Source organism: Vreelandella sulfidaeris Esulfide1 (genome assembly GCF_054072535.1).
On sequence record NZ_CM133364.1, the window covers coordinates 3,844,099 to 3,865,116 of the forward strand.

The 21,018-nt window shown below is 52.5% G+C and carries 18 protein-coding genes; 10 read left to right on the plus strand and 8 right to left on the minus strand.

Translation table 11 applies throughout. The features are described from left to right. Positions 1-24: 24 nt before the first annotated feature. Positions 25-762 (minus strand): PRC-barrel domain-containing protein, encoded by a 738-nt coding sequence (locus ACW44H_RS17875; protein WP_457505862.1) that lies wholly within the window; start codon positions 760-762, stop codon positions 25-27. 500 nt (positions 763-1,262) lie between these two features. Here ACW44H_RS17875 and ACW44H_RS17880 point away from each other — a divergent pair, with 500 nt between their 5' ends. From ACW44H_RS17880 to rnk, 8 genes are all read left to right on the plus strand, one after another. Beyond that, on the plus strand, positions 1,263-5,069 hold the full coding sequence (locus ACW44H_RS17880) for an AsmA family protein (RefSeq protein WP_457505863.1): 3,807 nt from the start codon (positions 1,263-1,265) through the stop codon (positions 5,067-5,069). Further along, complete coding sequence (locus ACW44H_RS17885) at positions 5,069-5,386, plus strand: BON domain-containing protein (RefSeq protein WP_457505864.1); 318 nt, start codon at positions 5,069-5,071, stop codon at positions 5,384-5,386. Before ACW44H_RS17880 ends, ACW44H_RS17885 begins: the two co-directional genes overlap by 1 nt. Before the next feature lie 55 nt (positions 5,387-5,441). Then, complete coding sequence (locus tag ACW44H_RS17890) at positions 5,442-6,026, plus strand: exopolysaccharide biosynthesis protein (protein WP_457505865.1); 585 nt, start codon at positions 5,442-5,444, stop codon at positions 6,024-6,026. Between the two features lie 339 nt (positions 6,027-6,365). Beyond that, complete coding sequence (locus ACW44H_RS17895) at positions 6,366-7,673, plus strand: ATP-grasp domain-containing protein (protein ID WP_457505866.1); 1,308 nt, start codon at positions 6,366-6,368, stop codon at positions 7,671-7,673. 201 nt (positions 7,674-7,874) lie between these two features. Beyond that, positions 7,875-8,645, plus strand: a complete 771-nt coding sequence (locus tag ACW44H_RS17900; RefSeq protein ID WP_457505867.1) for a M48 family metallopeptidase — start codon at positions 7,875-7,877, stop codon at positions 8,643-8,645. 44 nt (positions 8,646-8,689) lie between these two features. Next, positions 8,690-9,166: an NYN domain-containing protein gene (locus tag ACW44H_RS17905; RefSeq protein WP_457505868.1), complete on the plus strand. Its 477-nt coding sequence runs from the start codon at positions 8,690-8,692 to the stop codon at positions 9,164-9,166. 312 nt (positions 9,167-9,478) lie between these two features. Further along, positions 9,479-10,831 (plus strand): NADP-specific glutamate dehydrogenase, encoded by a 1,353-nt coding sequence (gdhA, locus tag ACW44H_RS17910; RefSeq protein WP_457505869.1) that lies wholly within the window; start codon positions 9,479-9,481, stop codon positions 10,829-10,831. A 130-nt stretch (positions 10,832-10,961) separates the two neighbouring features. Then, complete coding sequence (rnk, locus tag ACW44H_RS17915) at positions 10,962-11,375, plus strand: nucleoside diphosphate kinase regulator (protein WP_457505870.1); 414 nt, start codon at positions 10,962-10,964, stop codon at positions 11,373-11,375. Between the two features lie 117 nt (positions 11,376-11,492). Here the strand turns inward: rnk and ACW44H_RS17920 are convergent, their stop codons facing one another. The 6 genes from ACW44H_RS17920 to ACW44H_RS17945 form a co-directional block, all read right to left on the minus strand. Then, the gene (locus ACW44H_RS17920; protein ID WP_457505871.1) at positions 11,493-12,581 is read right to left on the minus strand and encodes an NAD(P)-dependent alcohol dehydrogenase; all 1,089 of its coding nucleotides are present in this window, start codon (positions 12,579-12,581) and stop codon (positions 11,493-11,495) included. 128 nt (positions 12,582-12,709) lie between these two features. Then, positions 12,710-14,176, minus strand: a complete 1,467-nt coding sequence (locus ACW44H_RS17925; protein WP_457505872.1) for an aldehyde dehydrogenase family protein — start codon at positions 14,174-14,176, stop codon at positions 12,710-12,712. 74 nt (positions 14,177-14,250) lie between these two features. Further along, entirely contained in the window at positions 14,251-15,234 is a 984-nt protein-coding gene (locus ACW44H_RS17930; RefSeq protein WP_457505873.1) for an MBL fold metallo-hydrolase, read from the minus strand. Between the two features lie 109 nt (positions 15,235-15,343). Beyond that, entirely contained in the window at positions 15,344-16,894 is a 1,551-nt protein-coding gene (locus ACW44H_RS17935; protein ID WP_457505874.1) for an FAD-binding oxidoreductase, read from the minus strand. 31 nt (positions 16,895-16,925) lie between these two features. Continuing rightward, entirely contained in the window at positions 16,926-17,462 is a 537-nt protein-coding gene (locus tag ACW44H_RS17940; RefSeq protein WP_457505875.1) for a hypothetical protein, read from the minus strand. A 4-nt stretch (positions 17,463-17,466) separates the two neighbouring features. Then, positions 17,467-17,883: a c-type cytochrome gene (locus ACW44H_RS17945; protein ID WP_457505876.1), complete on the minus strand. Its 417-nt coding sequence runs from the start codon at positions 17,881-17,883 to the stop codon at positions 17,467-17,469. Between the two features lie 362 nt (positions 17,884-18,245). On the opposite strand from ACW44H_RS17945, the gene ACW44H_RS17950 reads away from it, so the two are divergent. Then, the gene (locus ACW44H_RS17950; protein ID WP_457505877.1) at positions 18,246-19,952 is read left to right on the plus strand and encodes a sigma 54-interacting transcriptional regulator; all 1,707 of its coding nucleotides are present in this window, start codon (positions 18,246-18,248) and stop codon (positions 19,950-19,952) included. Between the two features lie 18 nt (positions 19,953-19,970). Here the strand turns inward: ACW44H_RS17950 and ACW44H_RS17955 are convergent, their stop codons facing one another. Then, positions 19,971-20,585 (minus strand): hypothetical protein, encoded by a 615-nt coding sequence (locus ACW44H_RS17955; protein WP_457505878.1) that lies wholly within the window; start codon positions 20,583-20,585, stop codon positions 19,971-19,973. On the opposite strand from ACW44H_RS17955, the gene ACW44H_RS17960 reads away from it, so the two are divergent. Next, positions 20,586-20,963 carry a diguanylate cyclase domain-containing protein gene (locus tag ACW44H_RS17960; protein ID WP_457505879.1) on the plus strand — a complete coding sequence of 126 codons (378 nt, stop codon included), beginning with the start codon at positions 20,586-20,588 and terminating at the stop codon, positions 20,961-20,963. The last annotated feature ends 55 nt before the right edge of the window (positions 20,964-21,018 follow it).

The window sequence follows — 21,018 nt, forward strand, 5'->3', positions numbered from 1 at the left end:
GATAATCGCTAAAGCACTTAACGATTAGTCGTCTAATAATCCGTCATACCTGTCGTAGTCGAAGTCATCCATTTCGCCTACTTCATCTTCACCGTATTGCAAGTAGTAAGAGGTTTGGCCTGGATCCCAGCCATAGCCATACCCATAGTAGGGGTAACCATACGGTCCAGCACCATAACTATTATCTGGCTCTACAATGATGGCTTGTACCTCACCCTCGCGTGAGAAGAGGATATTATCCACATAACCATAACCAACGCCTTCCCCGACCGTTGCATAGTCATTAAGCACGTCAGTGAGCTTCCAAACCCCCGAACCGGTTTCAACGTCATCATCTACTTGTTGGGTCCGGCTGAGGTCATTTTGGGTAATATATTCATCAGAAGCGAAAAGCCCATAATCCTCGGCGTTTTCTTCTGTTACAGGTACCCTAACGCCATCTTCATGTATCTCAACTTCATCCCAAGGAACCAAGACATGCGTATCGCCAATATCCCAGAAACCACCTACCTGGGCGATAATAGCGGCAATCTTATTGTCTTGGGTAACTAATACGTTTTCGACGCTACCGATTTCTTCTTCGTCCTCACCAAAGACTTCGGCATCCATTAAATTGTCAGCTCTTATACCGCCCTGTTCATAGACCTCCTCATAATCCCAATCACTTAAAGGACGTATCTCCTCTTGGGCCTGAGCTTGCAACGCGGCAGCAGTAGCAGTAAGCGCTAATGTAGTAACACAAACATTCCGTTTGATTGACATTTCGTATCTCCCGTCCGCCTGTTGGTGTAACTGCAAGTTAGAAAAGATACTTTCTCCTGTAAAGGGAGGTATTGTAGCTAAAGAAAAGCGATTCGACTCGTCATTAGCAACTAATTTACAGCGTAAATGCATGAAATAGATGGCTTTCTACGATGGAGAAGGAATTTAAGAAACTCCACTTACTATCATTTCCCTCATTCAAATAACTACTATTTAAAAAAAATTAATAACTTATTTATAAGTAGCTTATAACCTAAAAACGAAGCATAACTATAAATAAATAGGCACTGTTAATATTTATCAATTTAGCTCCTCGGGCGACATGTACATCTTAGGTTGAATGGCTATATTGTTTTATTAAAGGGCCATATTTGAAGGGCTATGTTTGAAATATACGACAATGGGCCTAGCGCATACCAAGATAGCAATACACGTACGCATCACGGTGTAAGGTAGTCAACATTATGCAACATAGAGCTTTTCGATTTCTAAGGTGGTGGTTGCTTGTTCCGATCATCATAGTGGCGCTTATTATCGCGGCTGTAGAACTGATGTCGTGGAATTTTTTAAAACCTGCTATCACCGAACGAATTGAGGAAGCAACCGGGCGTACGGTGGCTATCCACGGTGATGTAGAGATTAGCTTATTTCCTCAACCGCAGCTGTCACTTCATGAGTTTGAACTCGACAACCCTGAATGGGCCGAGTCACCGCACATGCTTGAAGCACAGCGGATCAGCATTACGCCATCGCTTGGCGATTTGCTGCAAGGGGACATGGTACTAGAGGACATTGCGGTTACCGGTTCGACCCTGAACTTGGAACAGCGCGCCGAGGGATCAAGTAACTGGACGCTTGGTGACGACGAACAAACCAACCAACAAACACAAGCCGAGGAAAGTAACGCCTCACCTGTCGATTTCCGTAACCTCTCAGTGTCTGAATCAGAAGTGCGTTACTGGCCCGCGGAGACTCAAACCCCACTCGACATCGCCATTTCATCTCTCCAGTTGCAAGCGGATGACGAAGCACTGCATACCCAGGCGACACTCACATTTCAGCAGAAAGAGTTCGAGCTGGAAGCACAAACGGATCCCATCGCCACCTTCCTCGATGATGCCCAGGCATTCGAGGGCGATGCGTCCCTCAGCTCGGGAGATAGCCTACTCTCAAGCACTTTCGAGCTTCCCCAAGCGCCAGCATTCGATCATTTTAAAGCGAGCAGCGAGTTAAGCCTTAATAATCTTGCCGAATGGTCACAATGGCTGGAATTACCTCAGGTCGAGCTGGAAGGCCTTGAAATTGCGGCACAGCTGGAACGCCAAGGCAGTGAATGGCGCTTATTCGACATCGATACCGCCGTCGCCAACAGCCAGGTAAGCGGGGAACTGACGATGGATACCGCGGGTGAAACGCCGAGGCTTAGCGGCCAGTTGAACTCGTCACAACTTGATGTGGCAGCATTGCGCGCGGCCGTGCCTGAGTCGGAGGAAGAAAGGGGATTTTCCTTGCCCGTGTTACCCGATTGGCGCGGAGAAGTTGCTCTCTCTATTGACCGTTTGATACTGAAAGAAGCACGGCTACAAAATATCCAAACTCAGCTGCAGCTTGCCGAACATTCGGCTGTGCTTGCCCCCCTGACCTTTGATATCGCAAATAGCCATGTCGAGGCAGAGATCAACCTGACCAGTAGCCCTGAAAGGGTTACCGCAGGCGCGCAAATCAGCCTGCAAGATTTGGATATGACAGAACTGAGTAGCGACCTGCCCGCTGGCGCCACGCTGGACGCCGACCTTGCCCTTGAGCTTCAGTCACTCGAACAACGCCCGACGTTCGAGTTCGATACGCTGCTTGCCCACCTGCGTATCGACAATGCTCGCTTTGCTTATCGCAATGCCGAGACCGAAAGTGACCTGCAGGGAACGCTTGAAACCGACGGAGAAGCAGAGCCGCCGGGCCTGCTTTTCAATGTGAATGGCAGTTTTCGTGACAAGTCACTGACATTGCAAGCCAGTGGGGCTCCGCTGCCCCGCCTAGTCGACTTGGAGGATATTTCTTTACAACAAGATTACCCCCTTGATATTGAGGCAACCTCAACCGGCTTGTTCGTTCAGGCGGATACCACCTTGGCTTCTGTTTTAGCACCGCAGACCTTTGAAGCGGATATGCTTCTGGATGCGGACGACGGGCGTGCTCTCGAAGCCTGGATTGGCTCGGTGTTGCCCCCTTTGCCTAACTTTCGACTCGCAGGCCGCTTGAACCGCGACCATCAACAGTGGAACGCCACCGGGCTTGAAGGCGAAATAGGCTCGACCAATGTCACCGGCCGACTAGAGGTACTCACTACGGAGCACCCGGTAGTGGATATCGTCGTCAATGCCGGACGTATCTATCTTTCCGAACTGATCGCCGCTGCGAACCGAGAGCCCGACGATGAAGCCCAGGACGTCTCCCTTTTGGCACCGTTACGCAGTTTCGATGGGCAGCTTAATCTACAGGCGGATGCGCTGGTGCTGCCTAACGACTTGGTGTTACCCGAATTCGCGCTAGCAGCAGAGCTTGAGGACGGCAGGCTACAAGCGGAGCCAATCCAGTTTCGCCTGGGTGAAGGCTCACTTACCGCTAACCTCGCACTGGATGCGACACAAACACCGGCCTCCGGTCAGTTGGACGTTGATGTGAACGACCTTTCACTGGCCAGGCTGGGCGACACCTTTAGCCCTATCGAAGACCGGCTGGGCAGAGTATCCGGCGAACTCCACCTGGAAATGCGCGGAACGCTCCCAAGCGACAGACGCGATGATCTGCTGTTACCGTTCATCGGCCAACTTGCTTTCGAACCTTCAGAGCTGCGTTTCAGCGACCCCCAAGCCGGTACCGACCTGACACTGACTATGGAGACCCAAGGTACCGACACAGCGTCGCAAACGTTTCACATGCGAGGGGAAGGCCGCTACGATGGCGCACCAGCCTTCTTTAATTTGCAAGGCGACCCCCTACTGAATGCTCGCGACCCGAATCGCTCTTACGCGGTGGATCTCGACGCAGATATCGTCGACACGACTATTAGTTTAAGGGGCACGCTTCAGCGCCCCCTGGCGCTGGAAGGGTTGAACCTTTCCCTCGCTATTGAAGGGCCGAACCCGCAACGCCTGAGCCGTCTGCTAGGCATTGCGCTACCGGAGCTTCCCGCCTACTCGGTATCGGGAGAGCTGGATCTAGAAGGCCAGCGCTGGGTCTTTACCGAGATACAAGGACGCATCGGTGATAGTGATCTCAATGGGCGCTTAACACTCAATACCAATGTCAGCCCTCTTCACGTGAGTGGCGAGCTTAGCTCCACACATCTGGATATTGCAGACCTGGGTTTCCTTGCCGGGGCTACGCCAGAGGAGATCGACAATAACGACCGTTTCGTATTGCCCGACACCGAGATAATCACCGATGCATGGCAAGGTATATCGGCTGATGTTAGCTATCAGGGCGATTCTGTGCGGGCGGGCGATGTTCCATTGAGCAACGTGGAGATCGATTTTGTTCTTGAAGATGGGCGCGGACAGTTTGACCCCGTAAGCTTCGGCTTCGGCGAAGGAAGTGTTGATCTCACACTCGATTTGGATTCCACCACCAATCCTCCCAGCGGCACGATGCAGGTGGAAGTACAGAGAGTCGATCTCGACGATGCATTACGCAACTGGGATCTGGCGGACGACAGCGTGGGCATCATCGGGGGGCGCGGCAAACTTTGGGTAGAAGGTTCTTCGATTGCAGCGCTTTTGGCCTCCGCAGATGGCGGCGTGGTCCTGCTGATGACCGGCGGAAGACTCGACGCCTTGCTTGTGGAGATGGCGGGGCTCGATGCCGGCCAGACGTTTCTGAGTTGGGCACGAGGACGCGACCCAATCCCCATTGATTGCGCTTACGCTGATCTACAGGTAAGAGACGGTATTACCCAACTGGACACGTTCTTGGTAGACACCGGCGACACCACGTTCACCGCGGGTGGCCAAGTGGACTTGAATACGGAACGCCTAGACGTCAGTATCATCGCCCACCCCCACGACCCCAGCCTCTTTGTAGGTCGCTCGCCGCTTCACCTGGGCGGCACCTTTGCTAATATCGAAACGGGCGTACATCGTGAAGAGCTTATAATGCGTGCAGGCGCAAGCGCGGCACTTGGCGCCCTTGCCGGTCCGCTCACTGCTCTTTTGCCGCTAGTAGATGTGGGCGCAGGCCCCGACATGGAACACTGCCAAGGCTTGATCAGTCGATCTCGCGAGGCCATACAAGAGGGAGATGCCGAATAATGTGTCAACGCCACGGGTACAATCGTTGGATAGTAGGCGGCCTGCTCTTAATCACATTGCTGGTCGGCTGTGCCGGCTCGCCGGTTAATGAATCCGCAAGGCTCGAGCAACAAGATTCACTCGAAGCGGTTCAGATCAAAGCTCAACTTCTCGAGGCCCCAGATTTGGCCGGCTCGGCCATTGACGTGGATTTGGACGGCAACCGAGCCATTCTGAATGGTTTTGTTGAAACCTCGCAGCAGCGCGACCGGGCTGAAGCGATCGCCCAAGACCATGATCAGGTGAAAACGGTGGAAAACAACATCACCGTTAAATAAACATCACCGCCAAATAGCAATGGCTAATTTAAAGCTTACTGCATGGAGATCATGGATGAACCAGCCGTTACAAAGTCTTCAACAATTGCTCGAACGAGTGGGTGAATTGACACGACACAACGATCAGGTCTCGATCGGGATGGTCGTTGAGTCAATTGGCAGCCGTTCTTTCGGCCCCCTGCTAATGCTTATCGGCATCACGCTCTTTTCACCATTGAGTGGCGTGCCAGGCATGTCAATATTTATGGCGTCGTTCGTATTGCTGGTAGCGGTACAGATGTTGTTCGGACGAAAGCAATTCTGGCTGCCACATTACATCCTCAACCGCTCGGTTGAGCACGGCAAGCTGCAAAAGGTGCTGGATTGGCTCAACAAACCTGCACGTGGTATAGACCGGGTGCTCAAGCCGCGGCTAACCTTTCTAGTGCGAAATGGTGGTAGCTATGCGATTGCCGCAATCTGTGTTGTCGTCGGTCTATTTATGCCATTCATGGAACTGGTGCCGTTTTCATCCTCGGCTGCTGGGCTGGCATTACTGGCGCTAGGCCTTTCACTCGTTGTGCATGACGGGGTGCTGGTCCTGCTGGCGCTTGTGATATTCGGCGCAACGTTCACGCTTATCGTTATTAACCTACTGTGAGCTGCTTCTACCCATCTGCATCCCTCCCTATGAGCTAGTTTCTGGTCCCGAATTCTATGCCTATCTAAACGGCAGGTTGCCACAGTAATGGCTCCGATCACACCGAACATAACCTGATTGCAATACTGGTAGAGCCTCGTAGCCGTTTACAGATGGTTTACAGCTTAATTGCTAACTGTAACGAACTCGACTAGGTTGGTATAAACGTAGGGTCGGTAAGAACTCTCAACGCTGGCTTACTCAATTGCCTCTGAACAACGCTGGCTGCGGCTCAGTTCATCTGACACGCCTCATTATCGGCGCAGTCAGCCTGGGTTAACCAGCCAAGGAGAACATCGAATGTCGATAACATCAGAAAAGCAATTACCCGAAGCTGTCGCTGCCTGGCGTGATCCAGAAATGGACTCGGTTAAAGGAACCGAGACCCCCAAGGATCCAAACAAGGGTTATATCGCCCTTCTTGGCTGGAGCGTTAATGCGATCAAGGCTGCACAAAAGTTTGACCGTCGCTATGTCGTTGTTGCTCCAGAATGGGCAGAAGATTTCTGCACTGCCAACAACATACCTTTTATATCCTGGGATTTTATCCGCTTGAATGATCGGTCCATCGAGATTGCGCAAAGATTGAAGGCGGAAGGCGTTGATGTAGCGATACCCCTGTTCGAAGAAACAGTGGAATGGTCGGGCGCTATCAACTCGGTTCTCATGGATAGCCCGCGTATGTATGGGCAGTCCATACTGTTTCGTGACAAAGCACTAATGAAACGCCGCGCTCAGCTGGGTGGTATTCGCGTCGGGATCTTCGAAGAAGCACATGAGAAAGAAGACATCGTTCGCTTTATGAAACGCGTCAACCAAACGTTGCTCAAGCTCGATGGCGACCCGGACGACCCGATTCACGTCAAGGCATTCGACAAGGCCGGTTGCCTCGGCCACCGCATGATCCGCACCATAGAAGAAATCGATAACATTCCGGACGAAGAATACCCGCTGCTGATGGAAAGTCACTTGAGTGGCTGGGAATTCGCGGTTGAAGCCTGGATCCATGATGGCAAAATCCAGTTCCTGAATATTTCAGAATACGTCACGTTGGGTTATTCGGTATTCGTGCCTGCGACGGCTGAGCTTGAGAGCTGGCGTAACGCGATCACCAAGCAAATCGAGTTATTGATCAAGACGTTTGATATCCAGTTCGGCTTAATTCACCCCGAGTACTTTGTCACGGCGGATGGCGAAATGTACTTTGGCGAAGTGGCCTACCGCCCACCCGGTTTCAAAGCGTTTGAGCTGATTGAACGGGCTTATGGGTTCAATGCCTACCAAGCTTCAATGTTGGTGTTCGATCCGAAAAGCACCAAAGAGGAAGTAGCAGCATTCTTCCCCAAAGAAGTGGTCGATGCGAAAGGCTATGCGGGTTGCTTTGGTGTATACCCGCGCCGTCGTGTTGTCAGCAAACTGGAAATGCCTCCAGAATGCGTGGATCACCCCTATTTTGAATCACATGAATTGGTCGCGCCGGCAGAAGAAACGGTTCCTGATCGGTCGGCCTTCGGGACGCATTGGGGGCTGGTCTTCTTCTTCGGTGATGACCCCATCAAGATGCGGGACCTGCTGAAAGCGCAAGAGGATTTGGATTTCTACGTTTAAGCTTATGTGAAACCAAAAATCTTGTAACACAGTACGTTTCATTAGGGGCGCCCTGTCATCATCTGAGATACTTAACCTCAAGATGCTGACAGAGGCGCCTTTTCTTATTTGACAACCATCGCTCTGTCAGCCAAGTGACGTTGCCTTAATTGACTGTTGAGAAATGCGATGCGTCTACCTTTTCTTAGGCACCTAGTGTTCATGCTCCCCCTTATACTGCTGGCTGGCTGCGAGGAGACACCAACTGGGCGCTCCCAACTGGCGCTGGTACCCGAGAACCTGATGGGCCAGATGGGCGAGGACGCTTTCGACCAGATGCGTCGTCACCAGCCAGTATCGAATGATGCGGCCATCAATCAACGAGTACAGTGCGTAGCCCAGGCGATAGTGACCGCCGCCGAGGCAAGCTACCCGGCCGTCAGCCTGCCCAGCGTATGGGAAGTAGTCGTCTTTGACGATTCTTCACCCAATGCCTTCGCCCTGCCTGGGGGCCGCATCGGTGTGCATACCGGCCTGCTGCGGGTAGCTGAGACACCGGCCCAACTGGCGGCAGTGATCGGCCACGAAGTCGGCCATGTATTGGCTGAGCATGGCAATGAGCGACTTACCCAGCAACTCGGCATTAAGGCCGTGCTATTGTTGGTCGGTTTTTTTGGGGAAGGTGATTTAGGGCACCAACAGTTGATGCAGGCCTTGGGCCTCGGCGCTCAGCTCGGCATCAGCCTACCGTTCAGCCGCACCCACGAAGAGGAGGCCGACCTAATGGGTTTGGCGATCATGGCGCGGGCAGGTTTCGACCCGCAACAAAGCGTGGCACTGTGGCGCAATATGGCAGCCGCCGGTGGTGGTCAGCCCCCTGAGTTTCTCTCTACTCACCCCGCCCACGGGTCGCGCATCGAGGCATTGCAGCAGGCGATGGAAGAAGCCATGTCGACCTACCGTACCGTCACACCGGCTGTCTGTTCCTGGTAGAGCATTATCAGCGCCCCTGCCACTAAAAGAGTAGGTTATGTTTTATGCTAAAAGTTGCCATATTGGTTGATGTTCAAAACGTGTATTACACCGTACGCGGAGCCTACGGCAGAAACTTTGATTACAATAAGTTTTGGGCTCAAGCAACCGCAAATAGAGAAGTGGTGAAAGCGTTTTGCTATGCCATTGATAGAGGTGACCAAAAGCAGCGAGAGTTTCAAAACATCCTCAGAGCGATTGGCTTTGATGTGAAGCTAAAACCTTTTATTCAACGATCTGATGGTTCCGCAAAAGGCGATTGGGATGTTGGCATCGCTCTTGATGCCATAGAGTACGCTGAGCAGGCAGATGTGATAGTGCTGGTCTCGGGCGATGGAGACTTCGATCTTCTCGTTAATAAAATTCGTGTTAAATATGGAAAAGAAGTTGAAGTTTATGGCGTTCCTCAATTTACAGCCGCGTCACTAATGAATGAAGCCAGTGAGTTTTTAGCGATTGATGAGAACTTTTTATTGGGTTAAGTTTTCTCTTATATTATTAATCTTCCAGCATCGCTACTAATAGTAAATAAAATACTTATGTATATTTTTATTTCCTTAAGTTATTCCTAAAACCTAACGGAAGTGAGAAAAGGCTGCTTTCGTTTATTTAACGTTTACTAAGGTTTCTAAGTTCCGCCAATGCAGCCGCACGGCACTATACTTTAGTCGTTCATTTCTTCATTTTTGCCCATACCGAACCTGCATAGGCTATGCAAAGAAGCATGCTGACAGTTAAATATTCTCACGCTCTGGCCAGCCAATCTTTATTAATAACTGTCACGGTATGCTCTTATGCCCTATGTCCACGATACGCTTACACGACTTCAGAAAAGTAGTCCTGCACAGTCAGAGTTTTACCAAGCCATCGAAGAAGTGCTCGAATGCCTACGCCCACTGTTCGAACAGACTTCTCATTACCATCAACACAGCATCATTGAGCGAATCGTTGAGCCTGAACGACAAATCATGTTCCGGATAAGCTGGGTAGATGATGCCGGACGCGTACGAGTCAATAAAGGCTATCGCGTACAGTTCAACTCAGCTCTTGGCCCTTACAAGGGCGGCTTACGGTTTCACCCCAGCGTTACGTCAGGCACGATAAAATTTCTCGGCTTCGAGCAGATTTTCAAAAATGCGCTAACTGGTTTGCCTATTGGCGGTGGTAAAGGCGGCTCCGATTTTGACCCAAAGGGCAAATCCGATAACGAGATCATGCGTTTTTGCCAAGCCTTCATGAGCGAACTGTACCGCCATATTGGCCCGAACTGCGATGTGCCTGCAGGTGATATTGGCGTCGGTACGCGTGAAATTGGCTATCTCTTTGGCCAGTACAAGCGGCTCACCGGCCACTATGAAGGCGTGCTAACAGGCAAAGGGCTTACCTGGGGAGGCTCGCTTGGCCGTAAAGAAGCCACCGGTTACGGTGCGGTCTACTTCGCACAAAATATGTTGGCTGACCGTGGAGAAAACATTCGTGACAAGACCTGCCTCGTTTCTGGCGCTGGTAATGTTTCGATCTACACCATTGAGAAACTCTACGAACTGGGAGCCAAACCGGTCACCTGCAGCGACTCACAAGGCACCATCCATGATAAAAATGGTATTGATTTAGGCTTACTTAAGCAGCTCAAAGAAGTGCAACGTACCTCTCTTGAAGCCTACTTAAGCGAACATCCTGATGCGCACTATATTTCATCGCGTGATTACCCCCAGGGCGGGCATGCCGTATGGCGTATTCAAGCCGATGCAGCCTTCCCTTGCGCAACACAGAATGAGCTGACCGAGAGCGATGCAGAAATCCTGCTTGCTAACGGCGTAACGTGTATTAGTGAAGGGGCCAACATGCCCTCCACAAAAGAAGCCGTCGATCTTTTCTTAAAGGCAAAGGTTGCCTATGGGCCGGGTAAGGCCGCCAATGCTGGTGGCGTCGCTACCAGCCAGCTAGAAATGGCGCAAAACAGCAGCATGGAGCAATGGCCGCTGGAAAAGGTCGATGAGAAGCTGAAGCAGATTATGGCTAATATTCACAGGCAGTGTGCAGACACAGCCGCCGAGTTTGGCGATGCGACAAACCTAGTGCTAGGGGCTAATATTGCAGGTTTCAGAAAGGTCGCGGATGCCATGATTGAGCAGGGCGTCACCTGATCGTCTTTATTATTTAAATCACTTATACTGCAAAGAGTATGCAGTCCTTTCTTTATTAAGGAAGGGCTGTTTTTTATTGGCCTAAATGGATTGCTTTCCAAATAAAGTAAATAGGCTAAGGAGAGTAGATATGAAACAACGTACTCCTATTATCATTAACCGTCTTGATGCCGAGCGTCTCCAGCGCTTGATTGATAATGCCTCTGATAAAGACATGCCTGTAGCTCAGCTACTTGAGGAAGAATTGTTGCGAGGAGAAGTCTGCGATCCAGAAGATATTCCGGATGACGTGGTCAGCATGAATAGCCAGGTCCGCTTCACCGACCTCACGCGTGGACTTAAGATGATTCGTACCCTGGTCTATCCTCATTCCATGGATAGCGTCGCGGATGGCATTTCGGTCATGGCGCCCATTGGCGCCGCACTCATCGGTCTCAAAGTCGGCGACACCATCGAATGGCCGCTTCCTAACAATACCGAAGCACGCCTGCGTATCGATGCCATTTATTGGCAACCCGAACGCGAAAAGCAATACCACAGGTAGCGGAAGCGGACGCCACAGAGAGCTAGCGTTACAGAAAGCGTGCTGACTCAGCTAGCTCCTGAAGTTATGGATTTATAAAAATTGCCGGTATCGAATGCCTCTCTCAATAGTTAAAGGTTAGCCAATCTTTAACACCGGCTTGACCGTCGTTCCATCCTTCGAATCTTGAAAGGCTTGATTGATCTGGTCCGCCGGGTAGAACTTGACCAGTTTATCGAAGGGAAAGCGTCCCTCTTTGTAGTAAGCCACTAGTTGCGGTATGAAGACACGCGGTACCGAGTCACCCTCAATGACACCAATCATCGACTTACCCTCAGCCATCAAGTCGTGGTGCACATCCAGCGTGACCTCCGGGGTAACACCGACAATTGCCGAGACACCCAGGGGGCGTAACGCCTGCAGCGATTGACGTACCACAAGGGGCGCACCGGTGGTCTCCACAGCATACTCACTGCCGCCGCCGGTAATCTCGTGCACGCGATCGACCGTTTCTTCCTGCTTGCCATTAACGGTGTGAGTAGCCCCTAACTCACGAGCAAGCGCCAAACGATCATCGTTAATGTCGACTGCGATGATGCGCTGACAACCAATGATCTTAGCTGCCATGACCGCGGAAAGCCCCACCGCACCACAGCCATACACTACTATCGAGCTACCAAACTCAGGTTTAAGACGGTTGAGCACCGTTCCCGCCCCCGTTTGTATACCGCAACCTAATGGGCCGAGCAGCGCCAGCTCTACCTCGGGATCGACTTTTACTGCGTTACGCGCACTTACTACGGCGTGGGAGGCAAACGAAGATTGGCCGAAGAAAGTGGCCAACGCTTCATCATCCCGTTGCAGCCGGTGGCTGCCATCATCCATGGCGCCGCCAAAATTGAGTTCGTTAAAGGTGTCGCAGACGGTTGGATGCCCGGTCAGGCAGTGACCACACCCCCCACAATGAGCAAACGACAGCACCACATGGTCGCCAATATTCAGCCCGGTCACACCTGCACCAAGCGCCTCGACCACGCCCGCCCCTTCGTGCCCGAGCACAATAGGAAACGGTGCAATCCCCAAATCGCGTGCCACCGCATCGGTGTGACAAACGCCGGTCGCAACGATACGCACGCGTATTTCGCCGCTAGCCGGATCAGCCAAGTCCACGCCTTGCCACTGAAAATCGTCGCTTTGCTTTAACATCAACGCTGCTTGAATTTGCATGGCTATTCTCCCTTCATACTCCCGCTCAGTTTGAACGGGAGCCGCTCAAATCAAAAAAATTGGTCAACTGCAAACGGAGAGTGTCACCATCGCTCTCTAGACCTTTTAAGCCACCGGCCTGCGTGTCGTTAGAAGGGATAGTGTCGCGGCGTTTGCTGCACGCTGATCCAGTGATCAGTGGTAAATTCTTCAATCGCCCAGTCGCCGTTAAAGCGGCCAAGGCCGGAGTTTTTCTCACCACCGAAAGGCACATGAGCCTCATCGTTAACCGGCATGTCATTGACGTGTGTCATGCCTGCCTTGATGCCCTGGGCAAAGCGCACGCCACGCTCGATATTGCCACTGAAGATGCTACTGGAAAGGCCATACTCGGTGCCATTGGCGAGTTCTAGCGCGTGTTTTTCGTCGCGGGCTTTTTGTATGCCGACCAACGGGCCGAAGATCTCTTCGCGACTGATCTCCATATCGGGAGTGACGTTACCGAACACGTGCGGCGGCACCAGTTGGCCTTTAATCTCACCCTCTACCAGTACGCTGGCACCTTCACGCTTGGCAGTAGCAATCTTCTCTTCGAGCCCTTCACGCTGTTTGGTATTAATAACCGGTCCAATGACGGTGGTCATCTCGTTGGGATCGCCTACCTGCAGCCCTTTCACTTTGGCGACAAAGCGTTCCACAAAGTCATCATAGATACTTTCATCGACGATAATGCGGTTGACCGCCATGCAGATCTGCCCCTGATGGAGGAACTTGCCCATCGCCGCGGCATTAACTGCCTGCTCAATATCCGCGTCATCCAGCACGACGAAGGGACTATTGCCACCCAGCTCCAGCGCTACCTTTTTGATATGTTCACCGCCGCTGGCGATACGACCGATACCACGGCCCACCGGCGTCGAGCCTGTGAAGGAGATCATCCGCGGCACGCGATGCTCGACAAACGCATCACCGATTTCACTGCCAGCACCGACGACCACACTGAGGAGTCCTGCGGGCAGGCCTGCCTCCTCGAAGATTTTAGCTAGCAGTAATCCACCGGTAACCGGCGTATCGCTGGCGGGCTTAACGACGACTGCATTACCCAGCGCCAGCGCGGGGGCGATGGAGCGCTGAGAAAGATGCAGTGGAAAGTTCCATGGGCTAATCACCCCCACTACACCCAGCGGTTTGCGATAGATGCGGTTCTCTTTACCCGATACGTTGGAGTCCATTGTCATACCATGGACACGCCCCGGCATGCTGGCGGCTTCCTGGGTAATTCCACGCGCCGCGCCCCACTCAACGTTAGCTTTTAACCGGGTGCTGCCCGACTCACGGATCAGCCAGTCGATGATCTCTTCCTTACGCGCATCAAATATCTCGATCACCCGATGCATTAACCCAGCACGCTCGACCGGTGGCGTTGCCGCCCATTCAGCCTGGGCTTTTTCCGCCTGCGTAAACGCAGCGTCCAAATCTTCACGGTTAGCTAGGCGCGTTGTCAGCAGCGTGCTGCCGTCGTAAGGGTTGCTGACGTCAGTGGTGCGCTCGCTACTGCCTTCGCGCCATTCACCGGCGATGGGCTGAAGATGAAAATCGCTGTAGTGTGCGGTCATTTCGATTCCTCCAATGGCCATGTATCACAAATACTAATACTCGATACTATGGCCAAGATATTAGATGACAGGTTTTACTCGTAGATATCGAGATCACTTGCCAGCTTAAAGTTTCCGTCGTAATAGCTGGCCATCTCGTCATGAAGCTGCTCGTCAGTCTGACCAAAGAGTAGCGGATGGGTCATCACCAACAACTCAGGCGCTACCTTGTTACCAATCTCTGCCAGTTGCTGAGTACTAGTGTGAGCGTGATACATATAATCTTGCCAATCCTGCGCCATCTGTCCGACGCCAGCCTCACTCATTACCTCATGAATCAGGATATCGGCCCCCTCGAAGTGCTCATAGAGTGCTTCGTCGTGACGCGTATCGCCGCTGATGACCACGATCTTGTCCGGCGTTTCGACGCGATAACCGAAGGCCATCCCTTCGGCCCAACTGCCATGGGGAACGCGGAAAGCCGTCACCGTAACCTTGTCGTCCTCATGCACCACTTGGTTATCGCTGATTTCGGTCACATCAACCGTGAAGCCAAGCTCATTGGCCGGCTGTGTACCGTACAAGCGATGATCAATGTCACTTTGGTAGGCTTCGATAATGTTGCTGGCCATCTCATTGAGGCCTTGGGGACCAACCATCTTCAGTGGTTCACTTCGTCCCATGATCCAAGGACGCAACATCAGTTCAGGTAGACCAAGAACGTGGTCAGAATCAAGGTGCGTAATAAACACCTTGTTCATCTCTCCATAAACAGAATCGTTACTGAAGTAAATGTCTTCCGGCATAAAGGATTTGCCAGAAAGAGCATCAAAACCCTTGACGAAGCCAGGGCCTGCATCAAAAAGATACATCTGCTTATCCACTACAATCAGTATGGCCTGCCCAGCCCGGTCATGCTTCAGGACGGGGGTCCCGGTCCCCATCATGACCACGGTGGTACGGGTCTGGGGCGATACGTCATTACTACTACCACCCATAGTGTCATCAGCCATGCCTGGCAGGCTGAAGGAAGCAGCCAGTAAGGCAACTACAAAACAATTCCTATAACGCTTAACCATAAATAGCTCCAACTTATTGTTTTAGCTGTTCACGAGGCGTCTCAGGGCCACATCAATGGCCATGAGAACCACTGTTGCGTCGCCACTGAGACACTTCAGTTGCTGGGGATTACTGGCGAATACCCGACTTGCCAGGCGAGAAAATACCGTTGGGATCGAGCGCATTCTTGAGTGCGGTATGTACATTGCGCAGCGGTTCACCGAACGTACCGGCTACTTGCTCCATGAACTCAGTATTGGTGCGGTAGAGGCCATAGCCCCGCTTGGCGAATTCGTCGATCAACTCCGCAAAACAGTCGTGGGCGCGTTGCGTCTCCTCTGGGTCTTCACGGTTATAGAGGAGATCGATGACATGGTGCATATCCCGCCAGCCGACGATGTATTCGGCGACGTAGTCAAAGCCATACTTGCCAAGAATTTGCTGGGCTAGTTCGGTCTGATCCTTGGTCTCGCTGCCCTTAGCTTGAGATACCGGGGCAAACCACATAGAACCGCCGCCCCCACGCCAGTTATAAAGACCAAACTCCTGCAGGTTCATGTCGCCTTTCATCAACGCTGCGCGGTACTCGAAGCCACCGCCACGCTGCTCGGCTTCATCGCCGTACATAATTTTAGCTTTGCCACTAGCGCCGAAAGCTTGCTCGACGATCTTCCAGTTGACCTCGATCTGCTCGGGCGTGCCGTAAAGTGCCGCGTAGACGTTCCACTCGCCGATGCCTTCATCCTGCTTAATGCGCTCAATGGCTTCTCGCGGGATGGAGTCTTTACCATCGTAGTAGCTTTTACGCACCACATGGGTACCGGCATCCCAAAGGGTATGCACGATGACCACGGCATTAGGAATGATCTGCGAGATACGCAGCGGACGCAGCACATCAACGATCTCGGCGATATCTTCCGGGTCCTGATACTGGATCAAAAAGGGACGATACGCTGGCGGCTCGGGCATCAGCCATAGTCCCATTTTGGTCACAACGCCATAGTTGGATTGGGTGAACAATCCATCGATGTAGGGACCATAGCCCCATTTGAACACCTGCCATGAACTGGAGTTTTCAATACCGCCCATGCCGGTGCGAATCATCTCGCCATTGGCCAGCACCACTTCCATGCCGCACTGAAACATAAAGTGTTCGCCGTAAGGCGTATAACCCACACCACGATCCAGCGTATTGCCTACAGGCCCGGCAATGGCAGACGGCGCGGGCGGGTCCAACCACAGCTTATAGCCCTTCTCCTGGATATAGTCGTAGAGCTGCTGATAGGTAACGCCGGGTTCGATCAGTGCGGTACACACTTCCGGATCAACGTTGATAATTCGGTTCATGCGGTGCAGATCAAGAATTACCTGCCCCGTCTCGCCAGGGGCAGCCGACCCATAGCCAAGGTTTTTACCCGTCGAAATAGTCCAAATCGGCACTTTATACTCGTTGCAGATACGTACAAGTTCCTGCACCTGTTCGGCGTCATTGGGCAATAACGCTGCCGAGGGAATATAGTCGGCGTCCTCACCGGCCATCATGATCTTGGTATAGGGTGCTAGCTGTTCGCTCTCAGTCAGAACGCTCTCGCTTCCAATCGTGTCGCGAAAAAGACTTAACGCGGCATCGAAATCAGCTTCCGCAACGCCTTTAGGCAGAATACGCTGTGTAGTGCTCATAAACGTGTCTCTCGATTATTGTGATATAGCTTCAGAGTTGGACCAGGAAGCTCAGCTCGCGGATATTGGCTGCCGTTGCCGCGCGAGGGAGCTCTTTAGCATGACGACCGCGACCGGGAGTCGACACTAAGCGACCATATTCACGCCCGAGGGACGCTTGCCAACTTCCTGTTTCAACTGTCATTGAATCGATGATAGGGCCACGATGGCTTAGCAACTGATGCCGGTCTGCCTCATGGCGCCCTAGCGCAAGAATCCGACCACGCCCGGCAAGTAGGCTCGTCAGCAGCACGATTCCCGACTCATCCGTAAAGCCAGCTGCCAGCGTTCCGCTAGGCAAGGCACTCAGCGCGAGCGGGTTAAAATGCCCTTCATAGCGGGGTACTAAGCCTTGCTGGCGTAGCCCAAGCCCTAGCTCGGTGGTCGACGTATTACTGCCATAAAGGGTGATTGGGCCTTGCGGTGCCACGCTTGCTGGGTTCGAGGCAAGCGCACTGCCAAGCGAAAGTGGGGCAGTGGCGCCCAGCAAGAAGCTGTTTTTGAGTAATGCTCGGCGTGTTAACTTCATGGCACTACTCCTCACCAGTAGCGGTATTCGCCAGTTCACCGCGTAATAAAGCGTCAATCAGCCCCTCAAGTTCGGCATCACTGATTTTGGCTTCACGGAATGAAGGCATCGCCGCACGGCCTTGCCTAACCGTGGTACGAATATGATTACCGCGCGCCTCCCAGGCACCTTCAGGAAAAGGCATGGTAATCATGGGTCCAACTGCTTTATCTAGGTTGTGACAATGAGAGCAAACCTGTCGATACACCTCGGCAGGTTCTCGCTCCTCGGCAGCCGTCACCAAGCTAGCGGTTGCTATTGGCAGTAAGAGGCTACTGACCATTGCCAAGCGCTTAACAGCGGCATATGAAAGGAACCAAAACGGCAGGCGGGTTGTGCCGTTGCTATTCACGGCACACCTATCGGTTATTGTGTTGTACATATCAGCATCATCCGTTATTTCGACAGGGGCATGTCATTAGCAAGGAACCCAGCACGACCATTGAAAATCTAATACTTTAGTATAAATCAATGGCTTATCGCTGGCCTTCTAGCAACTACCTTTCAAAAAACATGCCGATATTAGAAATAGGACGGCTATCAAGGCATTAGCTAACCTACGTGGTTTTCAAGTCCGCCTTGCGAACGCCTGTTCGCAAATACCGTTTAACCATTTGATGAACACTTCATCAAATCATCAACGTCGTTCACCTCTTTGTCACTGTGGTCCTTTTCTAAGGCTGCAAACCAAGTGATACTCTTTTGCCACTATCCCCTTCGCTACCAACCTCAACGTGAGTCGGCATGTTTATCTCATCTTCTGACTACCCGAATGCTCGCGACTTAATGGACGCGCTACGTTTTCTGCCCGAAGAGGGCCAAATTTGGCTAGGCGAGCAGCGCATGCTGCTGATGCCGCTTGCTGCGTCGGCGTTCTTTCGCAACGAGTTAATTACGACGTTGGGTATGGAGCGCGCCCGGGGCATCTTTATGCGCCTGGGATATTACTCAGGACTGATGGATGCCGAGCTTGGCGCGTCATTGAGGGGAGAGCGTTTAGGGTTGGAGGAGAGCTTTCTCGCCGGGCCACAGCTACATGCGCTGCAAGGGCATGTGCAGGCAGTACCGATCAGCCTGGAGATAAATCTCGAACAGGATCGTTTTTATAGCGAATTTATCTGGAAAGGCTCGTTTGAAGTCGACGTATGGCGTTCCCGTGGACCGCAGCGCGAACCGGCATGTTGGACACTGCTGGGTTACGCATCAGGCTACGCCACCCAGCTTCTGGGACGCGAGGTACAATACAGAGAAGTGAGTTGCCGCGCCTGTGGTGACGACAACTGCCGCATTATTGGCAAGCTGGCCGAAGAGTGGCCCGACCATGCCGCCTTTGCTGAATTACTACGCGAGGCCCCGCTAATCGACGAGCTTTACGAGCTGCAAGCACGCATTGCCACACTGGAAAGCGACCTTGCCCGCACGCGTGACCAGGAAACCTGGGGGCTAATTGGCTCAACGCCAGCCTTTCGCGAAATGCTCAACATGCTCGACAGTGCAGCGCCCTCAGAGGTGCCCGTTTTACTGCTGGGTGAAACCGGTACGGGAAAAGAGATTCTTGCGCGACGCTTGCATGATCATAGCCTGCGCGCCAGCGGGCCGTTTATAGCAGTGAACTGCGCGGCCATACCGCCTGAGCTCATAGAATCGGAACTATTTGGTGTCGAAAAAGGTGCCTACACCGGTGCGGTGCAGTCGCGTATGGGGCGTTTTGAGCGCGCCGATGGGGGCACTCTATTTCTCGATGAGCTTGCTGAACTTTCACCGCGAGCGCAGGCAGCACTTTTGCGTGCGCTACAAGAGGGCCAAATCGAGCGTGTCGGCGGAGAGAGCGTCAAAGAGGTCGACGTACGTATCGTTGCCGCTACCCATACTGACCTAGTAACACGCGTTGAACAGGGTAGTTTTCGCCAAGATCTGTTTTACCGCCTTAACGCCTTTACATTAAGTGTGCCACCCTTGTCCCAGCGCCTTGCCGACATCGTGCCATTGGCGGAACACTTTCTCAGCCACTTTGAAAATCACTATCAACGCCGCACGCTCGGCTTTTCCGATCAGGCTCGTTCAGCCATGCACCAGTACCGCTGGCCGGGAAACGTACGCGAACTTAAAAATTGCGTCGAGCGTGGTGTGATTCTTACCGCTGATAACAAACACGTTACTGAAAAAGCGTTATTTGGCGATTATCGCGTCCCTACCCTAGAGCGCGAAAAAGCCCAAGGCCTGGATAATACGGGCATGCTCAAGTCATCACCCGATGAGAGTTCAAGCCACGCCTCTCAACGCCAGCGTATTCAGCCACTGCTAGACGCAGGCATGTCCTTGGAAGAAGTCGAAAAAGCGCTCATTCAAGCCGCCAATAACGACAGCGGCGGTAATATAACGGCGGCAGCACAACGCCTGGGAATGACGCGCGCAGCCTACGCCTACCGACTTAAAAAATATGAGTTCTGATTGTTATCGAAAAGTAATTTACGCCGCGCTCAATGCCTCGGCAGGCCCAAAGTGCTCATAATGTCGCTTCGATTCAGGGACACCCAAGCGCCCCAACTCTTGATTAACAAGCGCCATAAAACCATGTGGCCCCACAAAATAGCAGCGGGCCTGTGGCGGCAGATAGCTCGCCAGCAGACTCTCGTTGATACGCCCTTGATGATCGCCGCCCGCTTCATTTTCATAGAGGGTGACGGTTTCCAGCAGGTTAGGATAGGCGCTGCGTAGCTCCTCTACTGCGTCGACAAAGGCATGGTGCTCGGCATCTAGCGCAGCATGCAGGTAAGTGACATAGCGTCCCTGCTCAAGCGCCTGCTTGGCAATTGGCAGCAAGGGTGTTTGACCGACGCCCCCGCTAATCAGCATTAGCGGCTCTTTATCACCCGCCAAGGTTAGCTCACCCGCAGGCGGCAGCAGTTCGATGGTATCGCCGACGCTAAGCTGGTCATGAAAAAAGCGGCTCGCTTCTCGCTTAATAGGAAGCCGGTAAGAGCGTCCGTTGGGTACATCCGAAAGGCTATAATGGCGATAAACCGACTGGCCATTGATACTGAGTTTGACACCGATATATTGCCCTGGAAGGTGCGCAGCCACTTGGCCACCATCTTTTGGTTCGAGAATAAACGAGCGAATCACGCGGCTCTCAAGGCTGATGCGTATTCATTCCCACTCTCACCGTTCATCACTAACCGCTTGGTTGAAGACTCCTATGCCATTGGGCTCTTTGCCTTACTGCGCCTGGAGAGCCTGCAGCGTCAGCAATTTGCGCCGCTGCACGAAGAGCGTGATCAAAATTACCCGTTGATTAAAGAGATAGTCCACCGAAAAGACATGAGTACGTGGTACCCAAGCGTCACCATCGGTATCGCTATAGCGCACGTTGAAGAGTTCGACCTCGACTCCCTGATCTCGCGAGCAGACAAAATGCTTTATGTTGGCAAGCGCGATGGCAGGAACCGAATTGTGATGTGACTCAAGGCATGATGTTGGAGCTAGGGTTTATTGAGGCACGCATCTTCGGAGAGGG